Below are 20,854 nucleotides of genomic sequence, written 5' to 3'. Positions count from 1 at the left end.
CTATATCACATAAATTTCTTTTTCAATCTCTACTAACTGCTTTTGCAATTGTTCTTTACTTTGTTCATATAGTGATACATCAATCGTTTCAGCCAATGCAAATAATATACTTTCATAATAATTCATCACATCTTGCTGCATTACTTTTTGGAATAAGTTCCATTTCAAATCCCACTCTTGCTTATAATGATGAACAAATAAATCTTTTTCATCGGCTACATAGTTTGATACGAAAGGTTCTAATACAACTTTAGCCTCTTCTTGCATGAAAGCTTTATCATTTTTTTCAAAAAAGCTTTTTTCATTTTTAAAATGCGCCAATGCTTTTTTGAAATCTTTTATTTCAACTGAAGGAAACGGTTCTTTATGTGCAATATCTTTATATTCATAATCCACTGTTCCACCCATAGAAATTGATTCATTTTCTACTTTACAGTTCACCACAATTTCATCCTTTGCACGCTTCATCGCTTCATCTATCCATTTTTCAAGTCGTAATGATGTCGCACGCATTTCTTGTAATAAATCATGCTGTATAAATGCTACTAATTCCATAACGCACTGTTGCAACTGCACTTTCACATTTCCATCCGTTCGAAGTGATGCTGGATTAATAAATTCAGTAAACACATCGTTATAGCGTAGGAATAGACGCTGTTGCACGTAATAAAGCAATTCTTTCACTTCATTTTGCATCGCCTGCTCTTCAGCAAGTACACTAAATGATGAAATAATATGAAGTAGTTGATCACGCTCTGCTTCATATTTTTTCGTTTGCTTCTCTTTCTCTTCATTCCCCTGCTTTGCACCATTTATCATATTTACTAAAAGCTGATCTGCTCCTTGCAATGCGCCATATAAAGCATGAACAGATACAAGCATTAAATCTCTCATCATAAAGGATGTAAATGATTCCTCGAACCTAGCAATCCCAGAGTTTTGTAAAATACCGTACTTCTCTTTTTCAACATTCTTTCCTTGCTTCTCTTCAAGCGCACATAAACTTGAAATTGCAAATAAACGCGGATTTCTAATACCATATTGCAGTAGCTGGTCTGCGATATAACCTTTTACCATTTCAAGTTCTTCTTCAGACTCTGCTAAATCGGCCGCATTAATTAGGAAGAACATTTTATCTAGAGCAAAAGTATCCTTTACACGACCAAGCTGGATTAAGAATTCACGGTCAGCACGAGAAAACACATGATTATAATACGTTACAAATAAAATAGCATCTGCGTTTTTAATATACTGGAACGCAACGTCCGTATGGCGGGCGTTAATAGAATCCGCTCCAGGTGTATCTACTAGCGCTACTCCTTGCCTTGTTAATGCACAATCATAATAAAGCTCCATGTACTCAACAAAACATGATTTCTCTTCATTCGCTACATAATCAGAAAACTCTTCTAATGTAACTTGTACTTGCTCCCCTAAATGAGCAGAAACCGTGTCATACCCTTTTTGTACTGCTCGTAAAAAGCTGAATGTTGTTTTTTGCTTCCCGGTTGGTGAAGGATATTTCATAACTTTATCAATTTGTGCTAACGCTTCATCTAACGTAGTAATCTCATAATGAAACAGCTTATAAACAGCTTTCATATCTTCTAATAAAGCTTGCTTTGATTTAAATTGAACCATGACTGTTCCGTGTGGTTTTTCCTCTGTAACCGGCAAAATTTGATTAATCGTTGCTGTCGTCGGATTTGGTGATACCGGAAGTACCTTCTCACCAAGCAATGCATTGGCAAATGATGATTTCCCAGCACTAAACGCTCCGAATAACGCTACTGTAAATTGTTTCGTTTCCACACGACGCCTTTTTTCTATTACCTCTTGCTGTACATGTTTTAGCGCTGGCAATGGCTCTAATATCGTTTCAGCTTTCTTCACTTTCTCTAATATACGCTGAATATTTAAAGCTGCCGTTCCTTTTATCTCTTCCTCACGAGCCATTACGCTACCGTTTACGCTTTCCTGCTCTTGTAGTGTGAATTTCTCACTAACAATTTGTGTTTTACTTTGCAATATCTCCTCTATTTGCAATCCTTCTGGTGTAGCAATACGCTCGTGCCAAACATTTTGCAAATAACTTTCATATGTCTCCAAATTGTTACTATATTGCAATTTCGTTTCTTTTGCCGTTTGCAACATCGTATATTTTTCTATCTCTTCTTCAATACGAGCAATTGCTTCCTTCACCTTTTGCTTTAAAACGACTGCACTTTTATCAAAAATTTGCTGTGCTTTTGTAAAATAACGTTTCTTCAGTTCATTCGCTACATCCGCTGTATAAAGAAGTAAGTAATCACCTGTGAAACCTGCACCTTGTTTAATGACTCCAGCTAACATTTCTGGTCCAAAAGCAATTTCTAAAGCATATATGTCTTTTCCAATTTCCTCTGTGAACAATCCTTCTTCTTTTAAGAAGGCAACAATAAATTCTTTCACATGAAAATCAAGTTGCGTTTCAACAGTCTTTTGCAAAGCAGAATAAAAAGCATCTAAACGTCTCTGTTTTTCTTGCTCCGTCTTTCCTTTCGCAAATAGCAAACCGACCTTAAATTTTGTTAATTTCGTTTCTAAATACGCATTTGCCAATTCTCTCATTTCAAATGGCATTAAATACGCGTTATCTAATATCGCTTGTAAGCCTTTTATAAATTCGTTTCTCACATGAGATTCTTTACTAGCCTCACGACGTTTAGTTTCCGTTAGCTCTTCTTTCTTTTCAACTATTTCTGAAATCGAAAGTGGTGATGCTAACTCTTCCCCATATTTCAAAAGGGCTTTTTCATTTTCAGAAAGAATAAACGAGAAATGTTCCCCCATTAAATATTCTGTTTCGCGCTCCATTCCATCTCTTACATACTGCTCTTTTTCTTTCATAATAGATGTAATTAATGTTTCTAAGCTTCCAATTTCATTATGTGGATGGTTCATCATTCGTAATGAAGTATAATACACTCCGTCTACTTCAATATCCCAGTTAGCGAACGATTGTTTTACACTATCTTTATAATCCTCAAACGATAATTCATTTTCTTTATGTTTATCTATTTGATTTACAACGAGATAAACCGTTTTATTACGTTGTTTCAATTCTTTAACAAATTGCAAATTCACTTCCGATTGGACGTGATTATAATCCATCATATAAAAAATTACGTCTGCTAGATGCAGCGTTGATTCCGTCGCTAGTTGATGGGCATCATCTGTTGAATCAATCCCTGGTGTATCAACTAACATAACACCCTCTGGAATTGGCGCATCATTCCGATAAATATGAACACCAATTACCTCATCACCATCTTTACAAATTTGCTTTAATTCTTCTGCTGAATATGCACCGTCATATTCGTACTGCTCTCCTGATTTAATTGTTACAACAACACGATCAAATCCCTTTTCAATTTTAACGACGTTAGCGCTTGTCGGAATTGGACTTGTTGGTAACAACTGCGCTTTATATAGATGATTCATCATCGTTGATTTCCCTGCTGAGAAGTGACCGCAGAATGCTATCATAAGCTGCTCTCGTTTATATTTTTGAATCACTTCAAACAACTTTAAGCCATTCTCTGCGTCGCCGTGTTTTTGCCACTCTTCATAAAAACAAACAAGTTTTTTCATACCGTTTGTCTGTACTATGTTTGTCATCCCCTTGTTCCCCTTTATCCAAGATGTATATACTTTTTCCCGCCATTTGCGAGCCCATAATCAGTGAGAGATGCACCTACTCATTGATTACAGTTTCACTTTACTATCATACTAAATTTTCAGCATATTCTCATTAAAAATAAAAAATCCCCTTCATTCTTTTTACAAATGAAAGGGATTTTATGTCATATCACTCATTTTGCTGTTCCTACTCCATTTAAAACATACTTTGCAATAACTGCATATACAGCAACTGTACCTGCTACTAATGCATATACCATACTCATGCACCAACCTTTTTTGATAATGATTATCACTTTTGAATACATTTTATCATTAAAGAGAATCATTATCAATACTTTTCATAAAGAAAGCCCCTTATAAGAAGGAGCTTTACTGCCTGTTTTGAAGAAGATTAAAACTTGTTGTGCACTCTTATTATATCTCATCCTACATAACTTAATAGTTAAAAAAAATGGAAATACACCCTATACCCTCCATCTTACATTTTGTATAATAAAAGGGAATTACTTAACAAGGAGGAAAATAATGACACAAAATATTTCACAAGGCGAGAGGATACACTCCATCGATATTATTAGAGGAATAGCTGTACTAGGTATTTTTCTTGTGAACTGGCCTGTTATCGCTGGGATTGACTCACGTGATCTTTCCGGAATTTATGAGGGGCTAGATAGCTATATCCGTCTGTTTTACGATATGTTTATTCAAACAAAATTTTATACTATCTTTTCATTTTTATTTGGCCTAGGCTTTTACATTTTTATGACTCGCGCTGAAGCGAAAACAGATCGACCAAAAACTTTATTTGTTCGTCGCTTACTTATTTTATTATTATTTGGTTTCTTACATTACGTTCTTTTATGGGACGGAGACATTTTACATACGTATGCAATTGCTGGATTTTTCTTATTTTTATTTTATAAGAGAGAACCTCGTACCATTTTAATATGGGCAATCGTTTTATTAAGTATTTTTCAGTTTCTTATGCTAATTGCTAGTATTGGTATTGCCTTCATGCCAAAGGAGGAACTTGGGTTATCCTTACCAATCATGCCACTTGAAGACTGGGTGTCACAAATACAAAATCGTTTCCATTCATTTTATGCTGATGGAATTGAACTAAACGTATTCATGCTCCCAGAAACAGTTGGGCTATTTTTACTTGGTTTATATGCCGGTAAAAAGGATATTTTCCGCCGTACGAAAGAGTTAGATCCAAAGCTTAAAAAATGGCAAATTATTATGTTCATTTTAACATTGCCAATGTGGTTCTTCATGGTCCGTTATTTCTTATCAAAACCATCTTATGAACCAATTTATATGCAGGCCTTTACAATGTTTAGCGGAAAGACATTATTCATCTTCTACATTTTCACGCTCATGCGCTTATTACAAAAAGAAAGATGGCAAACATTATTACGTCCATTCCAATACGTTGGCCGAATGGCGTTAACAAATTACATCTCACATACAATTGTTACGTTACTTGTATTCGGACTATTGTTCAAAAATGATTATCTTGCTCCATTATGGGTAGGACCACTATTCTGCATCGGTTTCTACACGTTACAAATCTTTATTAGCCGCTGGTGGCTGTCACGTTATCAATACGGCCCACTTGAGTACATTTGGCGTCTTGGTACGTACGGGAAAATGATGCCACTTAAAAAGAAAAGCAAGGTCTCATAACGAGACCTTGCTTTTTTACGCTTCTCTTACTGCACTTTGCATCGGAACTGGCTCTTCTTTTACTTTCGCTTTACGCTGCGGCACCATGTTAAATACGATATTTAAAAGTACTGCTGACGCACTCCCAAGTACAATTCCATTATCTGTTAAAATACGAATATTTTCAGGAAGTTGTGAGAATAAAGTAGGAACGACTGTAACTCCAAGTCCGATTCCGACAGAGCATGCAACGATTAATAAGTTTTCTTGTTTCCCAAAATCAACGCTACTTAACATTTTAATACCATATGCCATAACCATACCGAACATCGCTAACATCGCACCGCCAAGTACTGATTTTGGAATGATTGTTGTAATAGCTGCGATTTTAGGAATAAACCCAAGAACGATTAACATACCACCACAAGTATAAATAATAACGCGATTTCTTACTCCAGTTAATTGAACAAGTCCTACGTTTTGAGAATATGTTGTATATGGGAACGCGTTGAAAATACCACCTAACACCATCGCTAATCCTTCTGCACGATAGCCTTTTGTTAATTCTTTTTCACCGATCTTTTTATTGCAAATATCAGATAATGCAAAGTAAACACCTGTTGCTTCCACAATCCCTACGCAAGCAACTAAAATCATCGTAATAATTGGCGTCAATTCAAATGTTGGTGTACCGAAGTAAAATGGCTGAATACCATGGAACCAATCAGCCTCTCCAACTGCTTGCAAGCTTACTTTCCCCATAAATGCTGCAACGATTGTACCAAATAAAAGACCTAGTAAAATAGAGATTGAACGGATAAATCCGTCAAAGAAACGATACATAATGATGATAAATAGTAACACACCAAATGCTAATGCTAAATTTTCAAGACTACCGAAATCCTTGCTTCCTACTCCTCCAGCCATATCATTAATTGCTGCTGGAACAAGTGTAACTCCAATTACGGTAACGACAGATCCTGTTACAACTGGTGGAAACAGTTTTACAAGCTTTCCAAATAATTTCGCAAAAATAACAACGAATAACCCGGCAGCAATAATTGCTCCATAAATAGAAGACACGCCGTATTGTTTTCCGATTGCAATCATCGGCCCAACCGCTGTAAATGTACAACCAAGTACAACTGGGAGTCCAATACCGAAAAAGCGATTTGATAATGCTTGTAAAATTGTCGCAACGCCGCACATTAATAAATCAATTGAGACTAAATATGTTAACTCTTTTTGATTTAAACCAAGTCCACCGCCCACAATAAGCGGAACGATAATTGCGCCAGCATACATAGCAAGCATATGCTGCATACCAAGCGATGCGATTTTAAATGGATGTTGCTTCATCGCTTATTTCACCTCCGCAGTTTCATGCTGTACAAATGTAACTGTGCCGTTATCAAGTGATGCAATTTCTGCTAGTGACTCAACACGAACTCCTTGTTCACGAAGCTTCTTTCCTCCATCTTGAAATGCTTTTTCAATAACAATACCAATACCTGCAATACTTGCTCCTGCTTGCTCTACTAAACTCATTAAACCTAAAGCAGCCTGACCGTTTGCTAAAAAGTCATCGATAATTAAAACGCGATCAGTTTCATCGATATGATTTCGAGATAATGAAATTTCATTCGTTTCTTGTTTCGTAAATGAGTATACGTTTGCAACGTACATATTATCTTGTAACGTTAACGATTTACGTTTTCTTGCAAAGATTACTTTTACACCAAGCTCTAATGCAGCCATAACTGCTGGTGCAATGCCTGAAGATTCAATCGTCACGATTTTTGTAATATTCTCTTCTTTAAAACGTTTAGCAAATTCTTTTCCGATCTCTTGCATAAGTACTGGGTCAATTTGATGATTTAAAAATGCATCTACCTTTAATACGTCACCAGATAAAACCTTTCCTTCGTTCAAAATCTTTTCTTGTAATACTTTCATGTTTGTTCCCCCTCTTATGCAATAAAAAACTCCAAAAGCCGCCACCACTCGTTACAAGTGAGAGACGCGCTTTTGGAGTTTCGCAAAAAAGAATGCTAAACAAGCAATTATATTCGTCCTCACTCATAGTCAAAGTATTTACGGTACTTCGGTAGAAACTTGCAGGCCATATCCCCGCGATTATATGAGTGTAGCTAACTATTTATTTTATAGATGGATTATAACGCACTTTTTACATTTTGGAAAGCATTTATTAAAAAAACACGTACAAATTTTATAAAATCACTATTTTCGTTCGAGTTTTGCAAACTCTTACATTTCATTTTAAAGCGTTGTTAATATGATAGGACCATCTTTTGTAATCGCAATTGTATGCTCATATTGAGCTGATAATTTACCGTCCATCGTTCTTGCAGTCCATCCATTTAAATCTACTTTAGAATAGCGCATACCTACATTTACAATAGGCTCAATTGTAATTACCATTCCTTCTTGTAGCTCAGGCCCTTGTCCTTTCTTCCCAAAATGAAAAATTGCTGGTTCTTCATGAATCTCTTTACCAATCCCATGTCCCGTAAAGTCTCTTGCAACAGAAAAACCCTCATTTGCTACATAACTTTCAATTGCATAACCAACGTCTCCTACATGATTACCGATTATCGCCTGATCAATCCCTTTATACAATGCATTCTCAGCAACTACCATTAACCTTTCTGATTCCTCAGAAACATTTCCAACTCTATACGTCCAAGCAGAATCTGAAAGACCACCATTTAAGTTTACTACCATGTCAATTGTCACTATATCGCCCTCAGTTAAAGGAACATCGGCCGGAAATCCATGACACATTTCATCGTTTACAGATGCACATATCGCATATGGATACCCGTTATAACCTTTCTGCTGAGATATTGCACCATGCTTTTCTAAATACGCTTCAACAAATGTATCAATTTCTTTTGTCGTAATACCTGGTTTCATCATTTTTGCAATTTCCCTATGACATGAAGCAAGTAACTTCCCGGATTCGTGCATCAAATCTATTTCATTTGTCGTTTTAATTGTAACCATGCTTACCTCTACCTTCCTTGCTAAACTTACTATTTGCTACTAATACAAATCCTCTTCCAAAACTTCCAATTATAAAAGCTAACATCATTTCTTTTATTTTCCGAATGTAAATTTTTATTTAATTCGTTTTTACATATTACATCTAGTATTTTTGTTGATGTTTACTTATAAACAAAGTATATTGTAACTATACTATTAAAAGGAGGATTGTTAAAGATGATGCATGCAGGAAGACTACGTCAGCAAACTTTGAACAATAAGTAACTTAATACGTTCAAAGGCTCTGTTTTCATAAAGCAGAGTAAACGGGATTAGTCTGCACATTTTTAATAATCTTCAACGGAAGAGTACACTTTCCACATGAAGAAAGGCAGATATACATCTGTCTTTTTTTCGTATATATTTTCATACAAAGAGAGACGTTTATTCATTATATCCTCGTTTACTCTTAACCACAGACAGAAGCCCGTCTGTGGTTTTTTTATGATTACATTTTCTTATATCTCGTTACTTTAATCATATTGATGTAGTTAGAGACAAAAAGTAACAGAAAACGCATGAAAACATTGAAATCAGAATAAACATTTGGAGGAAATAAAAATGAATACACTTAAAATTAAACAATTAGCAAATAAGGAAGGCCTAAATATCTTAGATGATTCAATAGAAATCAATGAATCTGGCGTTGACTTTCAAGTAGCACACGTTAAGGAACAAAACGAGGATAAATGGATACTAAGAATTCCTCGTAGACCTGAATCTATGAGACATGCTCTACGTGAAAAAGAAGCATTAGAAATCATGAAAAAACATGCAGAATTCCAAATTCCTGATTGGTCTATATTTTCTGAGGAACTAATTGCTTATAAACAACTAAGCGGCTTTCCTGCCGCTACTATTGATATAGAACAACAAGGTTATATATGGACCTTTAACGAAAAGAATGTACCAACTGAATACTATATTTCATTAGGAAAAGTTCTAGCGAATTTACACTCATTACCTCAACAAAAATTTAATAATACAGGTGTTGAAATTCTTACTGCTAATGAATTAAGAACTTCTATGAAACAAAGGATGAATCGAGTGAAGGAACAATACCACATCAATCAAAACTTATGGGATCGTTGGCAAGCATGGCTAGCTGAAGACTCTTTTTGGCCATCTCACGTAGGAGTAAAGCACGGGGATATCCATCCAGGTCATATCCTGATTAATAATAAAAATAAAGTAACTGGCTTAATCGATTGGACAGAAGTAGGGATAGGTGATGTATCTATAGATTTCACATCGCATTATCTACTCTTTGGGAAGGATGGACTAACGAAGTTAATTAACGCTTATGACAACGCTGGCGGTAAAACTTGGTCAAGAATGGATGAACATATTATTGAACTTCTAACAACGAGTAGTATCACTGTTGCTGAATACGCTCAAGTGTCAGGTTTGAAAGACATGCATGAAATAGCTATACACATGCTATCAACTGAAAGTTAATGAAGTTGCAAAAAACAGAAGAGCCCTCTTCTGTTTTTTGTTATTTTCCACATATATAATTCATTTTTAAAAACTCAAAACAACTCCCATTCGTTTTCTGTATAAACGTCCCAACTGCTTCAAATCCTGCTCTTTTATACACTGTAATCGCTCTCTCATTAAATGTCGCTACCGATAACGTTATATAACTGCATCCGTATTTTTCTTTACTAAAAGCTAGTCCAGCGTTTACGAACTGTAAACCAAATCCATTTCCAGTTATATCAGGTCTCATTCCAAGACCTATATCAACCGTTCCATCATTTATTTTACAAACAGTAAAAAAACCAATGAGAGTGCCCTTTTCCTTCACAGAAAATGTATGATTCCCTCTACTCTCATCATGTAAAAACTCAGCTAAATCTTCTTCATCTGCTTCTATATCGTAAAAGGAGTATTCCCCTTCATAATGCCAGTTATATGCAATCTCTTCCGCATCTTCTTGCGTCATTACTGTATATGTATAAAGCATTCTTCTATCCCCCTTTAAAAAAGAGCTGCAATTAAGCAGCTCTTTTTTATAACTCATAAATTTCTTTATACTTCGCTTCTAAATAATCTGCTAAGTAGTTTGCATTTAATCCTTCGCCTGTCACATCTTCTAAAATTTCAAGCGGCTTTTTCGTTTTACCGTATTGGTGAATATTTTCTGTTAACCATTCACGAATTGGCGTTACGTTGCCTTCTTCTAATAATGCATCAAAGTTCGGAATGTCTTTTAACATTCTTTGCTTAAATTGTGCTGCATACATATAACCAAGCGCATAAGATGGGAAGTATCCAAATGAACCGCCAGCCCAGTGAACATCTTGCAATACACCTTGTGCATCACTTTCCGGACGAATTCCTAAATATGCTTCCATCTTATCATTCCAAGCCGCCGGTAAATCCTTCACTTGTAATGTGCCATCAAATAATTCTTTCTCAAGTTCATAACGAACCATGACATGAAGCGGATATGTAAGCTCATCTGCTTCTATACGAATGAATGATGGTTTCGATTCGTTAATCGCATCATAAAACTCATCTACTGATATATCATCGAATTGACCATCGCTATACTCTTTTAATAAATCATAATTTTTCTTCCAAAATGATTTATTACGACCGATAAAGTTCTCAAAGAATAATGATTGTGACTCATGGATACCCATAGATGTTCCACTACATAGTAGTGTACCTTCAAATTTCTCAGCAATATTTTGTTCATATACAGCATGACCACATTCATGAATTGTTCCAAACACAGCCATACGGAAATCTTTTTCGTCATAACGTGTCGTAATACGAACATCCCCTCTATTTAATGTAATCTCGAATGGATGTACCGTTTCATCAAGACGACCTGCTTCAAAGTCATAATTCAATTGCTTTAATAACTCTAATGTAAAGTTCTTTTGTTTTTCTTTTGAAAAATGTTCTGATAAAGCACTTGTCTTTAATCTCTTTTGCGACTCCGATATTTCTTTTACGAGCGGAACGATACGCTCACGAAGTTGACCAAATACGTGATCTAACACTTCTACTGTAATACCAGGCTCATACATGTCTAATAATGTATTATATTTATATGTTTCGTAACCCCAATATGTAATGAATTTCTTTTTGAATTCAACAATTTTTTCTAAATACGGACGAAACATTTCGAAATCAGATTTTTCGCGAGCTTCTTCCCACACACTTTCTGCTTTCGCTTCTAATTTCACATAAGCCTCGTATTCAGCTTGTGGAATCTTCTTATTTCTATCATATTCTTTACGACATTCTTCAACCATTTTCTTCGTCGTTTCAGAAAGTTTATCTTCATGTATTAAAGCTTCAAGTTCTGTTAAATAGTTCCCCATCTCATCTGAAGTCGACATTACAAATACTTCTGATGAAAGCATACCAATTACTTCTGAACGCTGGTCTACACCTTTTTTAGGCGCACCTGTTCTTAAGTCCCAAAACATTAAGCTCAATGCTTCCCCGTAATTCTGTATCTTCTTCACATATGTTAAAAATTGTTTTTCTACTTCATATGTAGCTACTGTCATCGTATAAAAACCTCCCTTTTCTACCTCAAACTTAATTCGACATGGAAATCTAAATTCCTTTTATAATAGAAAAAAAGCTTGGCAAGCGCCAAGCTTTCTCCTTATAATTCTTTACCTTCTACTGGTAGTACGTTTTTCACCGCTTCTATCACTTTCTCATCTTCTGTATCAGATAAGAAGATTGATATAGCACCTTTATCGTCGCTCGTACGAATTAAACGTCCAATCCCTTGACGAAGACGTAAAATCATATACGGTACATCTACATCCCAGAATGGATCATTTACATGTTTACGCTTTGCTTCAAACACAGGATCGTTTGGAGGGAATGGTAATGACCAAATGATAACATGAGATAATGATGAACCAGGAATATCTAAACCTTCCCATAAATGAACGGCACAAAGTACAGTCTCTTCTTCATTTTGGAAACGAGAAACGAGCTGACTAATTTCTTGATCCCCTTCATATAGGAACGGAACTGACATTTGTTCTTTACTTACATATTCTTTAAACGCTGCAAGTTCCTGTGTTGTACGGAATAATACAAGTGTACGTCCATTTGTTTTCTGTATATTTTCAAGTGTATATTGACACTTTCTTTCCCATTCATTTTCTTTCGTATGCGATAGTAAGTTTACTGCCATTTGCTCCTCATAATCAAACGGTGAGGCAACTGAGAATGATAAGTAATCTTTTACCCCTAGGCTATTTGCTGTAAATGCGAATGAATCGTTATTAGATAATGTAGCAGACGAGAAAATATACGGGATTTTCTTCGAGAATACTTTCTCTTGTAATACTTCTTCTACTGCACGTGGCATAATCACTAACGTGAAGGCTCCATCACCTTCTTCACCCCATGTAATTACATTTTTCTCGTGCATGAACAGACGAAGTGAATGTTCTAATACATCTAAATGTTCATCAACGATATTTAAGTCATACGTGTTTACTGTATGCATTTCACTTTCAAATACTAATGCATCACCGACTTCACCAATTTTCGCGTAAAGTCGCTTCGCTTCAGCAGTTACTTTTTCTGTCACAGTAATTTCTAAACGATCAGAACCGGCAATTTCCTTTTTATTTTCTTGTAACACATCAAAGAATCTCTCTGTTTGCCAAATTGTTTCTTCTACTAAATGCGCAAACTCTTCACGAATATCGTTTTGCAACAATCTTGTTAAAAGTTGCTCCATCATCGTTTGCTTTAAACGATACGTTAAAGCTTTTTGAGCTGCATATTCTACAAGATGTCCTTCATCGAATACAACGCAGCTACTTTCTGGTAATAACGGAATTTGCCCTTCACGTTTACGTGCATCGTACGTCCAAATATGATCCATATAGAAATCTTGAGAACAAATAATTAAATCTGCCGCTTTACGATAATGTTCACGAGAAAGGGTTTGACCACAACGATGACGAGAATCACAAGTGAAGCAATCTTGGAAGTAGTCCCAATTTACTTTTGACCATTCCTCATCATTTAAAAGCGGAAATTCTTTTCTGTCACCATAGTGAGTAAAGTTTTGCATCGTACCATGATCAAATACAAACTGAGGTAACTCGTAGTATACATCTTCAATTACTTCTGGAGCTCGTCCACTCATAACATCTTCAAGTTTACGTAAACACAAATAATTATCCATTGATTTCGCAAGTCTTACATCTACTGATAAGCCTAACGCTTCAGATAATTTCGCAATGTCCCCTTCTTCTTTCACAAGCTGCTCAATTAACGTTTCATCAGCACAAGCGATAATAGCTGGTTTTCCAGTATAACGCGCATAACAAATTGCATATAGAAGATATACAATTGTTTTTCCTGTTCCTACACCCGCTTCTGCGAACATTACTTTCTTTTCTTGGAAAGCACGCTCTAATTGAAACGCCATAAAAATTTGTTCATCACGCTCTTCAAAGCCTTTTTCCGGAAGGATATCGTAAAACACATCTCCAATCCATTCATTCAACTTATCATAAAAATTATCTTGTTTTCCTACTTCAAATGGTAATCTCTTCTCAGTAAACATCCTTAGCCTCCAACCAAAAAGTTTTTCTATAAAAAGATATAGCAACTGCTACTCATATGTGTGCAGCCACTTTCCCCTGTTGCCATACATAGAAATACACGAAAAAAAATTTTCCTTTCGAAAAAGGAAAATTTTTTTCTATATTAATGACTTTAAATACCGTTTATCAATCGCTGTTTCGTGTGAAAGAGCTGACAAATATTCTTCTTGTGCTTTTTGTATTTCATCTACAATCGCACCTTGGCTATCCACTGCTTTCCCGATCTCATCATACGTACGATGAATAGCTTTTTGAATCATCGATAATTGGAAACTATCCATATCACGTCCTCCTTTACGCATTACATAATAGCCAGTATATGCGCGCTAGAGGAGTTTTATACTATGAGTTACGCGGTGGACGTTTTCCGAAGTATTGATAGTAATCTGTACGGATAAATCCGTTAAACAGTTTACGTTTCTTTGATGCATCTTTTCCGTAGCACTTCTCAAACGCTTCGTAACTTGTTAATACATACGCTGACCATGTGTCTAATGGACGGAATACTTGTCCCATTTCTTTATACAATTGTTCAACGAGTGCTTTTTCACTTAAACGTTCTCCGTATGGAGGATTCGTTACAACATATCCATAATCCTCTTTTGTCGTGAAATCTTTTACTTGCATTTGTTTAAATGTGATTAAATCACCTAAACCTACTTCTTCAGCGTTATCTTGAGCAACTCGGATCATACGATGATCGATATCTGATCCAATGATTTGTAATCGTTGATCATAATTCGCTAAATCTTCAGCTTCTTGACGAGCTTCACGCCAGTTTTGTTTACCAATCCAGCCCCACTCATCTGATGCGAAGCCACGGTTAAACCCTGGTGCGATATTTTGTCCAATTAATGCTGCTTCAATCGGAATTGTACCTGATCCACAGAAAGGGTCCACGAAAGGACGATCTGGCTTCCAGTTTGTTAACTTAATTAAAGACGCAGCCAATGTTTCTTTTAATGGAGCTTCCCCTTGATCCATACGGTATCCACGTTTATGAAGTCCAACACCACTTGCATCAATCGTTAATGTTGCAATATCCTTGAGCATTGCAATCTCAATACGGAATAACGGACCATCTTCTTCAAACCAAGTTGTACGTTTATATGTTGTTTTTAATTTTTCAACGACAGCTTTTTTAACGATACGTTGGCAATCCGAAACACTGAACAACTCAGATTTTAATGATTTACCGATTACAGGGAACTCTCCGTTCTCTGGGATATAATCTCCCCAGTTTAATGCTTTCGTTTTTTCAAACAGCTCATCAAATGTTGTCGCTTTGAATTCGCCAACTTTAATTTTCACACGGTCCGCAGTACGTAACCATAAGTTCGTGCGACAAATCGCCTTTTCATCTGCTTCAAATGTTACTTTGCTATTTTCCACTTGACATTCATAACCAAGATCACGAACTTCTCGGGCAACTAACGCTTCAATACCCATTGCCGCTGTTGCAATTAAAGTAACTTTTCCCATTTGCATTCACCTCTTATGTATAGTCAAACAATAATTAATAGCAATTTGTCCTATTAATCATTACATTTTACGAAGAATTTTCTCATTAACCATTTTAACTCATAATTTATAACTTCATACAAATAAAAAGCCCTCCTCTAACAAAGGAGAGCTGAGTTATTTCATAGTTGGTTCATAACGTTCTGTAAGCCATGTTCTGTTCCTTTGTACTGCAAACGGCCCACGCCTCGTACTCCGGTGGCAATCATCTATCTACAGGTTATTCAACCTGTCCTTTCCCATCGTTCATTTCCTTGGAAAAGATTCCCCTACCATTATTTGGGTTTCTCGCTCGTGGGGTTTACCTCGTTCCACTCCTATCATTTCTTCAAGGACTTCGTCACTGTGGCACTTTAAAGGTAGTCAAACCATATCCGAAAGGACTTAGGTTTTTTCCCTGCCGTTAAACCAGCCTTACAGCCAGAATACCCTAGCTTATGAATTGGCTAGGCACGAACACTACAGCCATCTCAGGCCGTGCGAGCATGGACTTTCCTCTACAACGTTGGCGTTGCAGCGATTACCCAAACGTTATGACATCCATTATTATAGTGGAAACAAAAAGATTTTGCAATGTTTTTTTCTATGTAAAATGCTTTAACCTTTTTACCACTAGAAATTATTCGTATAACTTACTTCCAAATACAGCTTTTTCTAAATTAGATAGACGTTTTAAAATATCCGTATTCGTGTTGTTATATACAGGTTGTGCAACCGGTGTTTGTACAACTGGTTGTTGTGGCACTTGTGTTGCTGCTAGTTTTTGTTCCTCTAATTCACGCTTTAAACGAGCATTTTGTTGCTTTAATTGCTCAAACTCTTTGTGAAAAGCTTCGTAGTCTTTAATGATCATATCAAGAAACTTGTCTACTTCTTCTTGTTGATAACCTCTCATGCCTGTTTTAAATTCTTTTTCTAAAATATCTTTCGCCGTTAATTTAATTTTATCCGAAATCATTTTCTTCACCTCAAATTTTTGCCAAAACTTTCATTACCTAAATTTTTTCAGAAACAATGCCTTTTGTCAATCATATATACGAGTACTATATTACATATTACTCTGCATTATTCCACTGTTCCTCTTCTATTATATCTTGTAAATCGGAAAAAAGAATGAAATAACTGTGATAATTTTCTATTTCTCCTTTTTTCTTTGCTGCTTCTACAATATATTTAGGACTCCCTGGTTTCTCTTCATCATATACAGCTAAAAGTGCATCACTTTTTTCAATAAAAAATTGATTTTTTAATTTAAATTGCTCTGGGCTTTCGTACTTCCGTTTCGTAATACTATCAATATGGTCTGCTTGAGAGAGAATAAATTCGTAATATTCACGGTTATCTTCCTTCCAGCTTTCTTCTTGTTCTAAAAACGGAGTAAATACTGCTAATTTTAAATCTGGATATTCTACTTGAATTTCAAAAACAACTTCAGCAGCCCATAATTCGACCCCTAACTGCCCACTTATTATCACCCATTCCAAACCTTCTTCTACAAAAGTAGTTAATTTTCGATGCAATGCCTTTTTTATACATTCCACTCCTGGATGATCATTTTTAAATATACCAAGTTCAAATGGCTTATATCCCGTTACAGCAATAACTTTCATATCAACACTCCAATTACAAAAAAAGAACTAGCATTTCGCTAGTTCTAACATATCATTTACTTTTTAAACATTCCACCAACGTTTGGTCCAATATTCGGACCTACTGGTGATACATTGTTCGGTAAAAATGGCGATACATTTGGTCCGAATGGTGATACGTTCGGTCCTGGACCAAATGGAGATACTTGATGTCCATGATGTCCATGATGTCCGTGACCACATGGTCCACATCCGCCGCCAAATCCTGGATCAACCGGGTCTACAACATTTACATTCGAATTTGTTTGCGGGAAGAAGTTTTGGTTTTTAATTTGTTGATGGTGTACATGTGTTGTATGCGTTGGGAAAATGTGTGGCACCACCGTTGTTGAAAAAGAATGTGTTACACACTGTTTCGTCGGATGAATGACAGGAGCAGTTGTACAGATAGGTCCTACAGGCTTATGCCCTCCAAAACAAGGATGACAATGATGCATAGTTTTTTCTCTCCTCTCTCGTTAAAAAAAATCTGATTACACTTTACAGTATGAGAAAAGAGGGAAAGCCGTTTGTTATATATACCCATTTATTCCAAGGAAATTTGTCTAGTCCCTACTTCATATACAATACTTTTTATAGACAGCCATCCAAAATTACTTACCAAAAAAACCTCCAACTTGCTTTACAATACCAGTCACTTGATTCATCGCATTCATCATTTGTCCAGCTGTATTCATCATTTTATTTACATCATAGTTACCATCTGACGTTTTAAATTGGGAAACAAAACTAGAAAACTGACTCGGTTGCTGTTGTTGTTTTTGTTTATTCTGCGTCGGGTACGGTTGTTTTGGTGGATAAAACATCGCTTGTTGATTTCCATAGGGAGATGGTGGTGGCATATAGTATTGTGTATTCGTATAAGGCTGCTGTTGTTGATCCATATAAGGCTGCTGTTGTTGATTCATGTAAGGTTGCTGTTGTTGATTCATGTAAGGTTGCTGCTGTTGATTCATGTAAGGTTGCTGCTGTTGTTGCGGTTGATTCATAAACGACACTTCAAATGGCTGGTAATAATTCTGATTTCCATAATGAGGCTCGAAAGGATACATATTATACCGTAAATATGTATCCGTATTATATTGGTACATATTTTGCTGTGCATATGGATTAGATTGCTGATATACGTTAGATTGTTGAAACATGCATTCTCTCCTCCTTCACATAAGTTTCTACATATATAATATGTACTTGTAAAATAATTTGTGTGACGGAGTATCTGTCTATTTTTGTCGGAAGTTTAAATTTTTAAAAAATTAAAAAAGAAAACCCTTCCATGCTATGATAATAAAGAAGAAGATTCTCATGGGGGAGGAATCAACATGGTATTAGGGGATTTAAAACAAGCGTTTTCTCAAAAAAAGGGGTATTACACAGAGAATGTAAATGAACTGTTAGACTTTGCGAGACATTGGTATCTCGAAGGAAAAATATGTATTTCAGATTACCGAACATTAATAAAAGAATTAGAAATAAACGGTGCAACAAAACCTACAACAATGACTGAAGCATAACAAAAAACAAGAGGGTTTTCCCTCTTGTTACTTACATTGCTCAATTATATTTTGCAAAGTATACGAAATAGCTTGATGTGTTTCAAAGAATCGCTTCCCTTTACCTTTATTTACAAAACATTGCAACACATTTGTCTGTAAATTATCGTACACTTGATCAATTTGCTGTACATGTATATACTTCGGTTTTTCTTCCTTAATCCATTTATAAGCTAATTCTTTCCACACCTTTAATTCCTCATCTACCATATCTACAAATGGTTTCATATCCTTATAAAAATCGTATTCAATCATTTCCCTTTTTTTTACATCCGCTTCATTATTATACTGCATAAGTTTTTCTGAAGACTGTATTAATGCTTCATACTTCATTTCATTCCCACCTTATTATGCACTCACTACGACGTTTTGAAATGCCTTCACCCAATTCCCTTTTTCTTCGTGATGCACTAATTTATTTTCCATATGCTCAATATGCATTTCTGTTATTTCTATCTTATTACATATTTTTTCACTCTTATCCTTCAATGCATGATTCATTCTAATCCCTATATTCATTTCCAGCAAATCGAGAGAACTTAACATTTGATCCATTGTTTTCATTACATCTTCCTTCTGAACCATCGCCATATACAAAACGCCCCCTTCTTTGCTTTTCCTTTGTCATGTAATTTCGCCGAATGATTCCTCACTCCTGCCCACATGACAAAACTAGTTGTTATTCGTCAAAGAAATCATTTTGTATGTCATTCATAGAAATGGTAACAATACAAAAAGGAGGTGTATGAAAATGGCAAAGAACAAAAACGAAAAAAAGAAAAAACAAAACAAACAAAATAAACCCGAGACTGGCAATCCAAAGTTAGATGGTCCAAACTTCCCTGCTACATAAAGTGAAACTTTAATCAGTCGGGGATGTTTATCCTCCATTGATTATTAGTCTTCACCAATCGGGCTTTTACAAAAAGCTAATTTTTGAAGCACCCTTAATCTCTTATGTTCATTACGTTTTGAGATTAAATTTTCCAAACACATGGCAGGATTACTTCACATTAAGAAGTCCCATCTTCATAAAAGACGGGACTTCTTTTTTATTATATCACGAACTCATGCATCCTTTTAACAAAACGATTTACAATAGAAGCAACATAGATTTGCTCCCTCTTTCTTTTATACCATTCTGTAATATCAACTTCCCCCTTATACTCTTCCAGTAAAAACAACTCATGTATTTCCGTATCTCTACAAAACCAATCTCTCATGCTTATTTCCTTATGTGCAACAACAGGATAAACCTCTCTAAGGGCTGGCGTACAAGATTTTCTAGCTTCTCTTACATAACATTCATAGTCTGCTCTTGATCCTGTGTGTATAGTTTGCAATGCAAACCTATGGAATAAACTTTTATAATTCGGATGAAACAGTAAATCCGCTAATTTCTTCCCTAATTCTATACGCTTTTGTAACGTTTCAAATTGATATACTGAAAACCCATACATCCCCCCTTCAACGGTTGGAAAAATAACAGCACTTATATGAAGCATTTCTTGCAATTTAAAAAGTGCAGTATGAAATACATGTTTTTTAAAATATGTATTCTCAATAATTGGTTTTTGAATTTTATTTTGCTCATTTATAATAAGCGCTGTCATGAGCCTATTTCTATCTTTTTTCTCCCAAAAATATATCCATTCTTTTTCCATAAAAATTGATACGTTGAAATATTGTAACAAATGGAATAGCGGTATTTGTCTCTTCTTACTTTCTTCGTATAACAATAGCTGAGGAAATGCATCTAAAAAAATAATCCAATTCGCTTCTTCATAAGTCAGAAACAAATGTTTTTTTACTGTTTGAGGTAAAACAGTAGCATAAAATCTCCCTTTTAGATCAGTCATATTCCATCCCGCATTTCTCGAGACCATACTTGCTAAAAAAGCCCACCTAATTTCACTATTTCTTACATAATATTCTTGATAGGACTGTGTTCGAGAAATGTTGTCCATATTAGCTAGTTCTATTTCCCTCTTAATGTTGTAAACGATTGTTTTTTCTTCTTCTGTGCAGACCATATCTTTACGATATTGTTTAATTTTCTCATAATCTTTCCAAGTAATCATGAATAAGTCATCATACCTTT

General features: G+C 35.5%; 20 protein-coding genes, 1 other RNA gene and 1 riboswitch. Of the genes, 4 read left to right on the top strand and 17 right to left on the bottom strand.

The window, feature by feature from the left end; genetic code table 11:
• Entirely contained in the window at positions 1-3,660 is a 3,660-nt protein-coding gene (locus tag FS742_RS00565) for a dynamin family protein (protein WP_144610652.1), read from the bottom strand.
• 549 nt (positions 3,661-4,209) lie between these two features.
• Between FS742_RS00565 and FS742_RS00560 the strand changes: the two genes are divergently transcribed.
• Positions 4,210-5,373 (top strand): DUF418 domain-containing protein, encoded by a 1,164-nt coding sequence (locus FS742_RS00560; protein ID WP_144610650.1) that lies wholly within the window; start codon positions 4,210-4,212, stop codon positions 5,371-5,373.
• Between the two features lie 15 nt (positions 5,374-5,388).
• On the opposite strand, the gene pbuX is transcribed toward FS742_RS00560, so the two are convergent.
• The 3 genes from pbuX to FS742_RS00545 all read right to left on the bottom strand — a co-directional run bounded on the left by pbuX (position 5,389) and on the right by FS742_RS00545 (position 8,379).
• Positions 5,389-6,711: a xanthine permease PbuX gene (pbuX, locus tag FS742_RS00555; protein ID WP_144610648.1), complete on the bottom strand. Its 1,323-nt coding sequence runs from the start codon at positions 6,709-6,711 to the stop codon at positions 5,389-5,391.
• Positions 6,712-6,714: 3 nt separating this feature from the next.
• Complete coding sequence (locus tag FS742_RS00550; RefSeq protein WP_000866491.1) at positions 6,715-7,308, bottom strand: xanthine phosphoribosyltransferase; 594 nt, start codon at positions 7,306-7,308, stop codon at positions 6,715-6,717.
• Positions 7,309-7,414: 106 nt separating this feature from the next.
• Positions 7,415-7,516, bottom strand: a riboswitch (purine riboswitch).
• Between the two features lie 116 nt (positions 7,517-7,632).
• The gene (locus FS742_RS00545) at positions 7,633-8,379 is read right to left on the bottom strand and encodes a type I methionyl aminopeptidase (RefSeq protein WP_144610646.1); all 747 of its coding nucleotides are present in this window, start codon (positions 8,377-8,379) and stop codon (positions 7,633-7,635) included.
• Between the two features lie 600 nt (positions 8,380-8,979).
• Here FS742_RS00545 and mphL point away from each other — a divergent pair.
• Positions 8,980-9,876: a macrolide 2'-phosphotransferase MphL gene (gene mphL / locus FS742_RS00540; protein WP_144610644.1), complete on the top strand. Its 897-nt coding sequence runs from the start codon at positions 8,980-8,982 to the stop codon at positions 9,874-9,876.
• Between the two features lie 40 nt (positions 9,877-9,916).
• On the opposite strand, the gene FS742_RS00535 is transcribed toward mphL, so the two are convergent.
• From FS742_RS00535 to FS742_RS00490, 10 genes are all read right to left on the bottom strand, one after another.
• Positions 9,917-10,387 carry a GNAT family N-acetyltransferase gene (locus tag FS742_RS00535; RefSeq protein WP_144610642.1) on the bottom strand — a complete coding sequence of 157 codons (471 nt, stop codon included), beginning with the start codon at positions 10,385-10,387 and terminating at the stop codon, positions 9,917-9,919.
• A 46-nt stretch (positions 10,388-10,433) separates the two neighbouring features.
• Positions 10,434-11,951: a carboxypeptidase gene (gene ypwA / locus FS742_RS00530; RefSeq protein WP_144610640.1), complete on the bottom strand. Its 1,518-nt coding sequence runs from the start codon at positions 11,949-11,951 to the stop codon at positions 10,434-10,436.
• Positions 11,952-12,052: 101 nt separating this feature from the next.
• A complete protein-coding gene (locus FS742_RS00525; protein WP_000493698.1) occupies positions 12,053-13,990 on the bottom strand; it encodes an ATP-dependent DNA helicase in 1,938 nt (645 codons plus the stop codon).
• Between the two features lie 138 nt (positions 13,991-14,128).
• Positions 14,129-14,311 (bottom strand): DUF3921 family protein, encoded by a 183-nt coding sequence (locus tag FS742_RS00520; RefSeq protein WP_144610638.1) that lies wholly within the window; start codon positions 14,309-14,311, stop codon positions 14,129-14,131.
• 61 nt (positions 14,312-14,372) lie between these two features.
• Positions 14,373-15,512, bottom strand: a complete 1,140-nt coding sequence (locus FS742_RS00515) for a THUMP domain-containing class I SAM-dependent RNA methyltransferase (RefSeq protein ID WP_088315200.1) — start codon at positions 15,510-15,512, stop codon at positions 14,373-14,375.
• Positions 15,513-15,692: 180 nt separating this feature from the next.
• Positions 15,693-16,083, bottom strand: an RNA gene (gene rnpB, locus FS742_RS00510) — RNase P RNA component class B.
• 87 nt (positions 16,084-16,170) lie between these two features.
• Positions 16,171-16,509: a cell division regulator GpsB gene (gene gpsB / locus FS742_RS00505; RefSeq protein WP_000622430.1), complete on the bottom strand. Its 339-nt coding sequence runs from the start codon at positions 16,507-16,509 to the stop codon at positions 16,171-16,173.
• A gap of 97 nt (positions 16,510-16,606) precedes the next feature.
• Positions 16,607-17,161: an SLOG family protein gene (locus FS742_RS00500; protein WP_048527093.1), complete on the bottom strand. Its 555-nt coding sequence runs from the start codon at positions 17,159-17,161 to the stop codon at positions 16,607-16,609.
• A 56-nt stretch (positions 17,162-17,217) separates the two neighbouring features.
• Positions 17,218-17,637 (bottom strand): CotD family spore coat protein, encoded by a 420-nt coding sequence (locus tag FS742_RS00495; RefSeq protein WP_144610636.1) that lies wholly within the window; start codon positions 17,635-17,637, stop codon positions 17,218-17,220.
• Between the two features lie 156 nt (positions 17,638-17,793).
• The gene (locus FS742_RS00490) at positions 17,794-18,345 is read right to left on the bottom strand and encodes a YppG family protein (protein WP_144610634.1); all 552 of its coding nucleotides are present in this window, start codon (positions 18,343-18,345) and stop codon (positions 17,794-17,796) included.
• Between the two features lie 177 nt (positions 18,346-18,522).
• Here FS742_RS00490 and FS742_RS00485 point away from each other — a divergent pair, with 177 nt between their 5' ends.
• Complete coding sequence (locus FS742_RS00485; protein WP_000242661.1) at positions 18,523-18,714, top strand: YppF family protein; 192 nt, start codon at positions 18,523-18,525, stop codon at positions 18,712-18,714.
• Positions 18,715-18,741: 27 nt separating this feature from the next.
• Here the strand turns inward: FS742_RS00485 and FS742_RS00480 are convergent, their stop codons facing one another.
• Together FS742_RS00480 and FS742_RS00475 are read right to left on the bottom strand one after the other, a co-directional pair.
• Positions 18,742-19,086 carry a YppE family protein gene (locus FS742_RS00480; protein ID WP_144610632.1) on the bottom strand — a complete coding sequence of 115 codons (345 nt, stop codon included), beginning with the start codon at positions 19,084-19,086 and terminating at the stop codon, positions 18,742-18,744.
• A 15-nt stretch (positions 19,087-19,101) separates the two neighbouring features.
• Positions 19,102-19,344 carry a hypothetical protein gene (locus tag FS742_RS00475; RefSeq protein ID WP_001252039.1) on the bottom strand — a complete coding sequence of 81 codons (243 nt, stop codon included), beginning with the start codon at positions 19,342-19,344 and terminating at the stop codon, positions 19,102-19,104.
• 85 nt (positions 19,345-19,429) lie between these two features.
• On the opposite strand from FS742_RS00475, the gene FS742_RS27840 reads away from it, so the two are divergent.
• The gene (locus FS742_RS27840) at positions 19,430-19,606 is read left to right on the top strand and encodes a phage portal protein (RefSeq protein ID WP_260869602.1); all 177 of its coding nucleotides are present in this window, start codon (positions 19,430-19,432) and stop codon (positions 19,604-19,606) included.
• Between the two features lie 202 nt (positions 19,607-19,808).
• Here the strand turns inward: FS742_RS27840 and FS742_RS00470 are convergent, their stop codons facing one another.
• Complete coding sequence (locus tag FS742_RS00470; protein WP_144610630.1) at positions 19,809-20,834, bottom strand: DUF2515 domain-containing protein; 1,026 nt, start codon at positions 20,832-20,834, stop codon at positions 19,809-19,811.
• Positions 20,835-20,854 lie beyond the last annotated feature (20 nt).

Source organism: Bacillus cereus, assembly GCF_007678085.1.
Classification (GTDB): Bacteria; Bacillota; Bacilli; order Bacillales; family Bacillaceae_G; genus Bacillus_A; species Bacillus_A cereus_BE.
The sequence above is the reverse complement of the archived record's forward strand: the minus strand, read 5'-3'. Positions and strand labels throughout refer to the sequence as shown.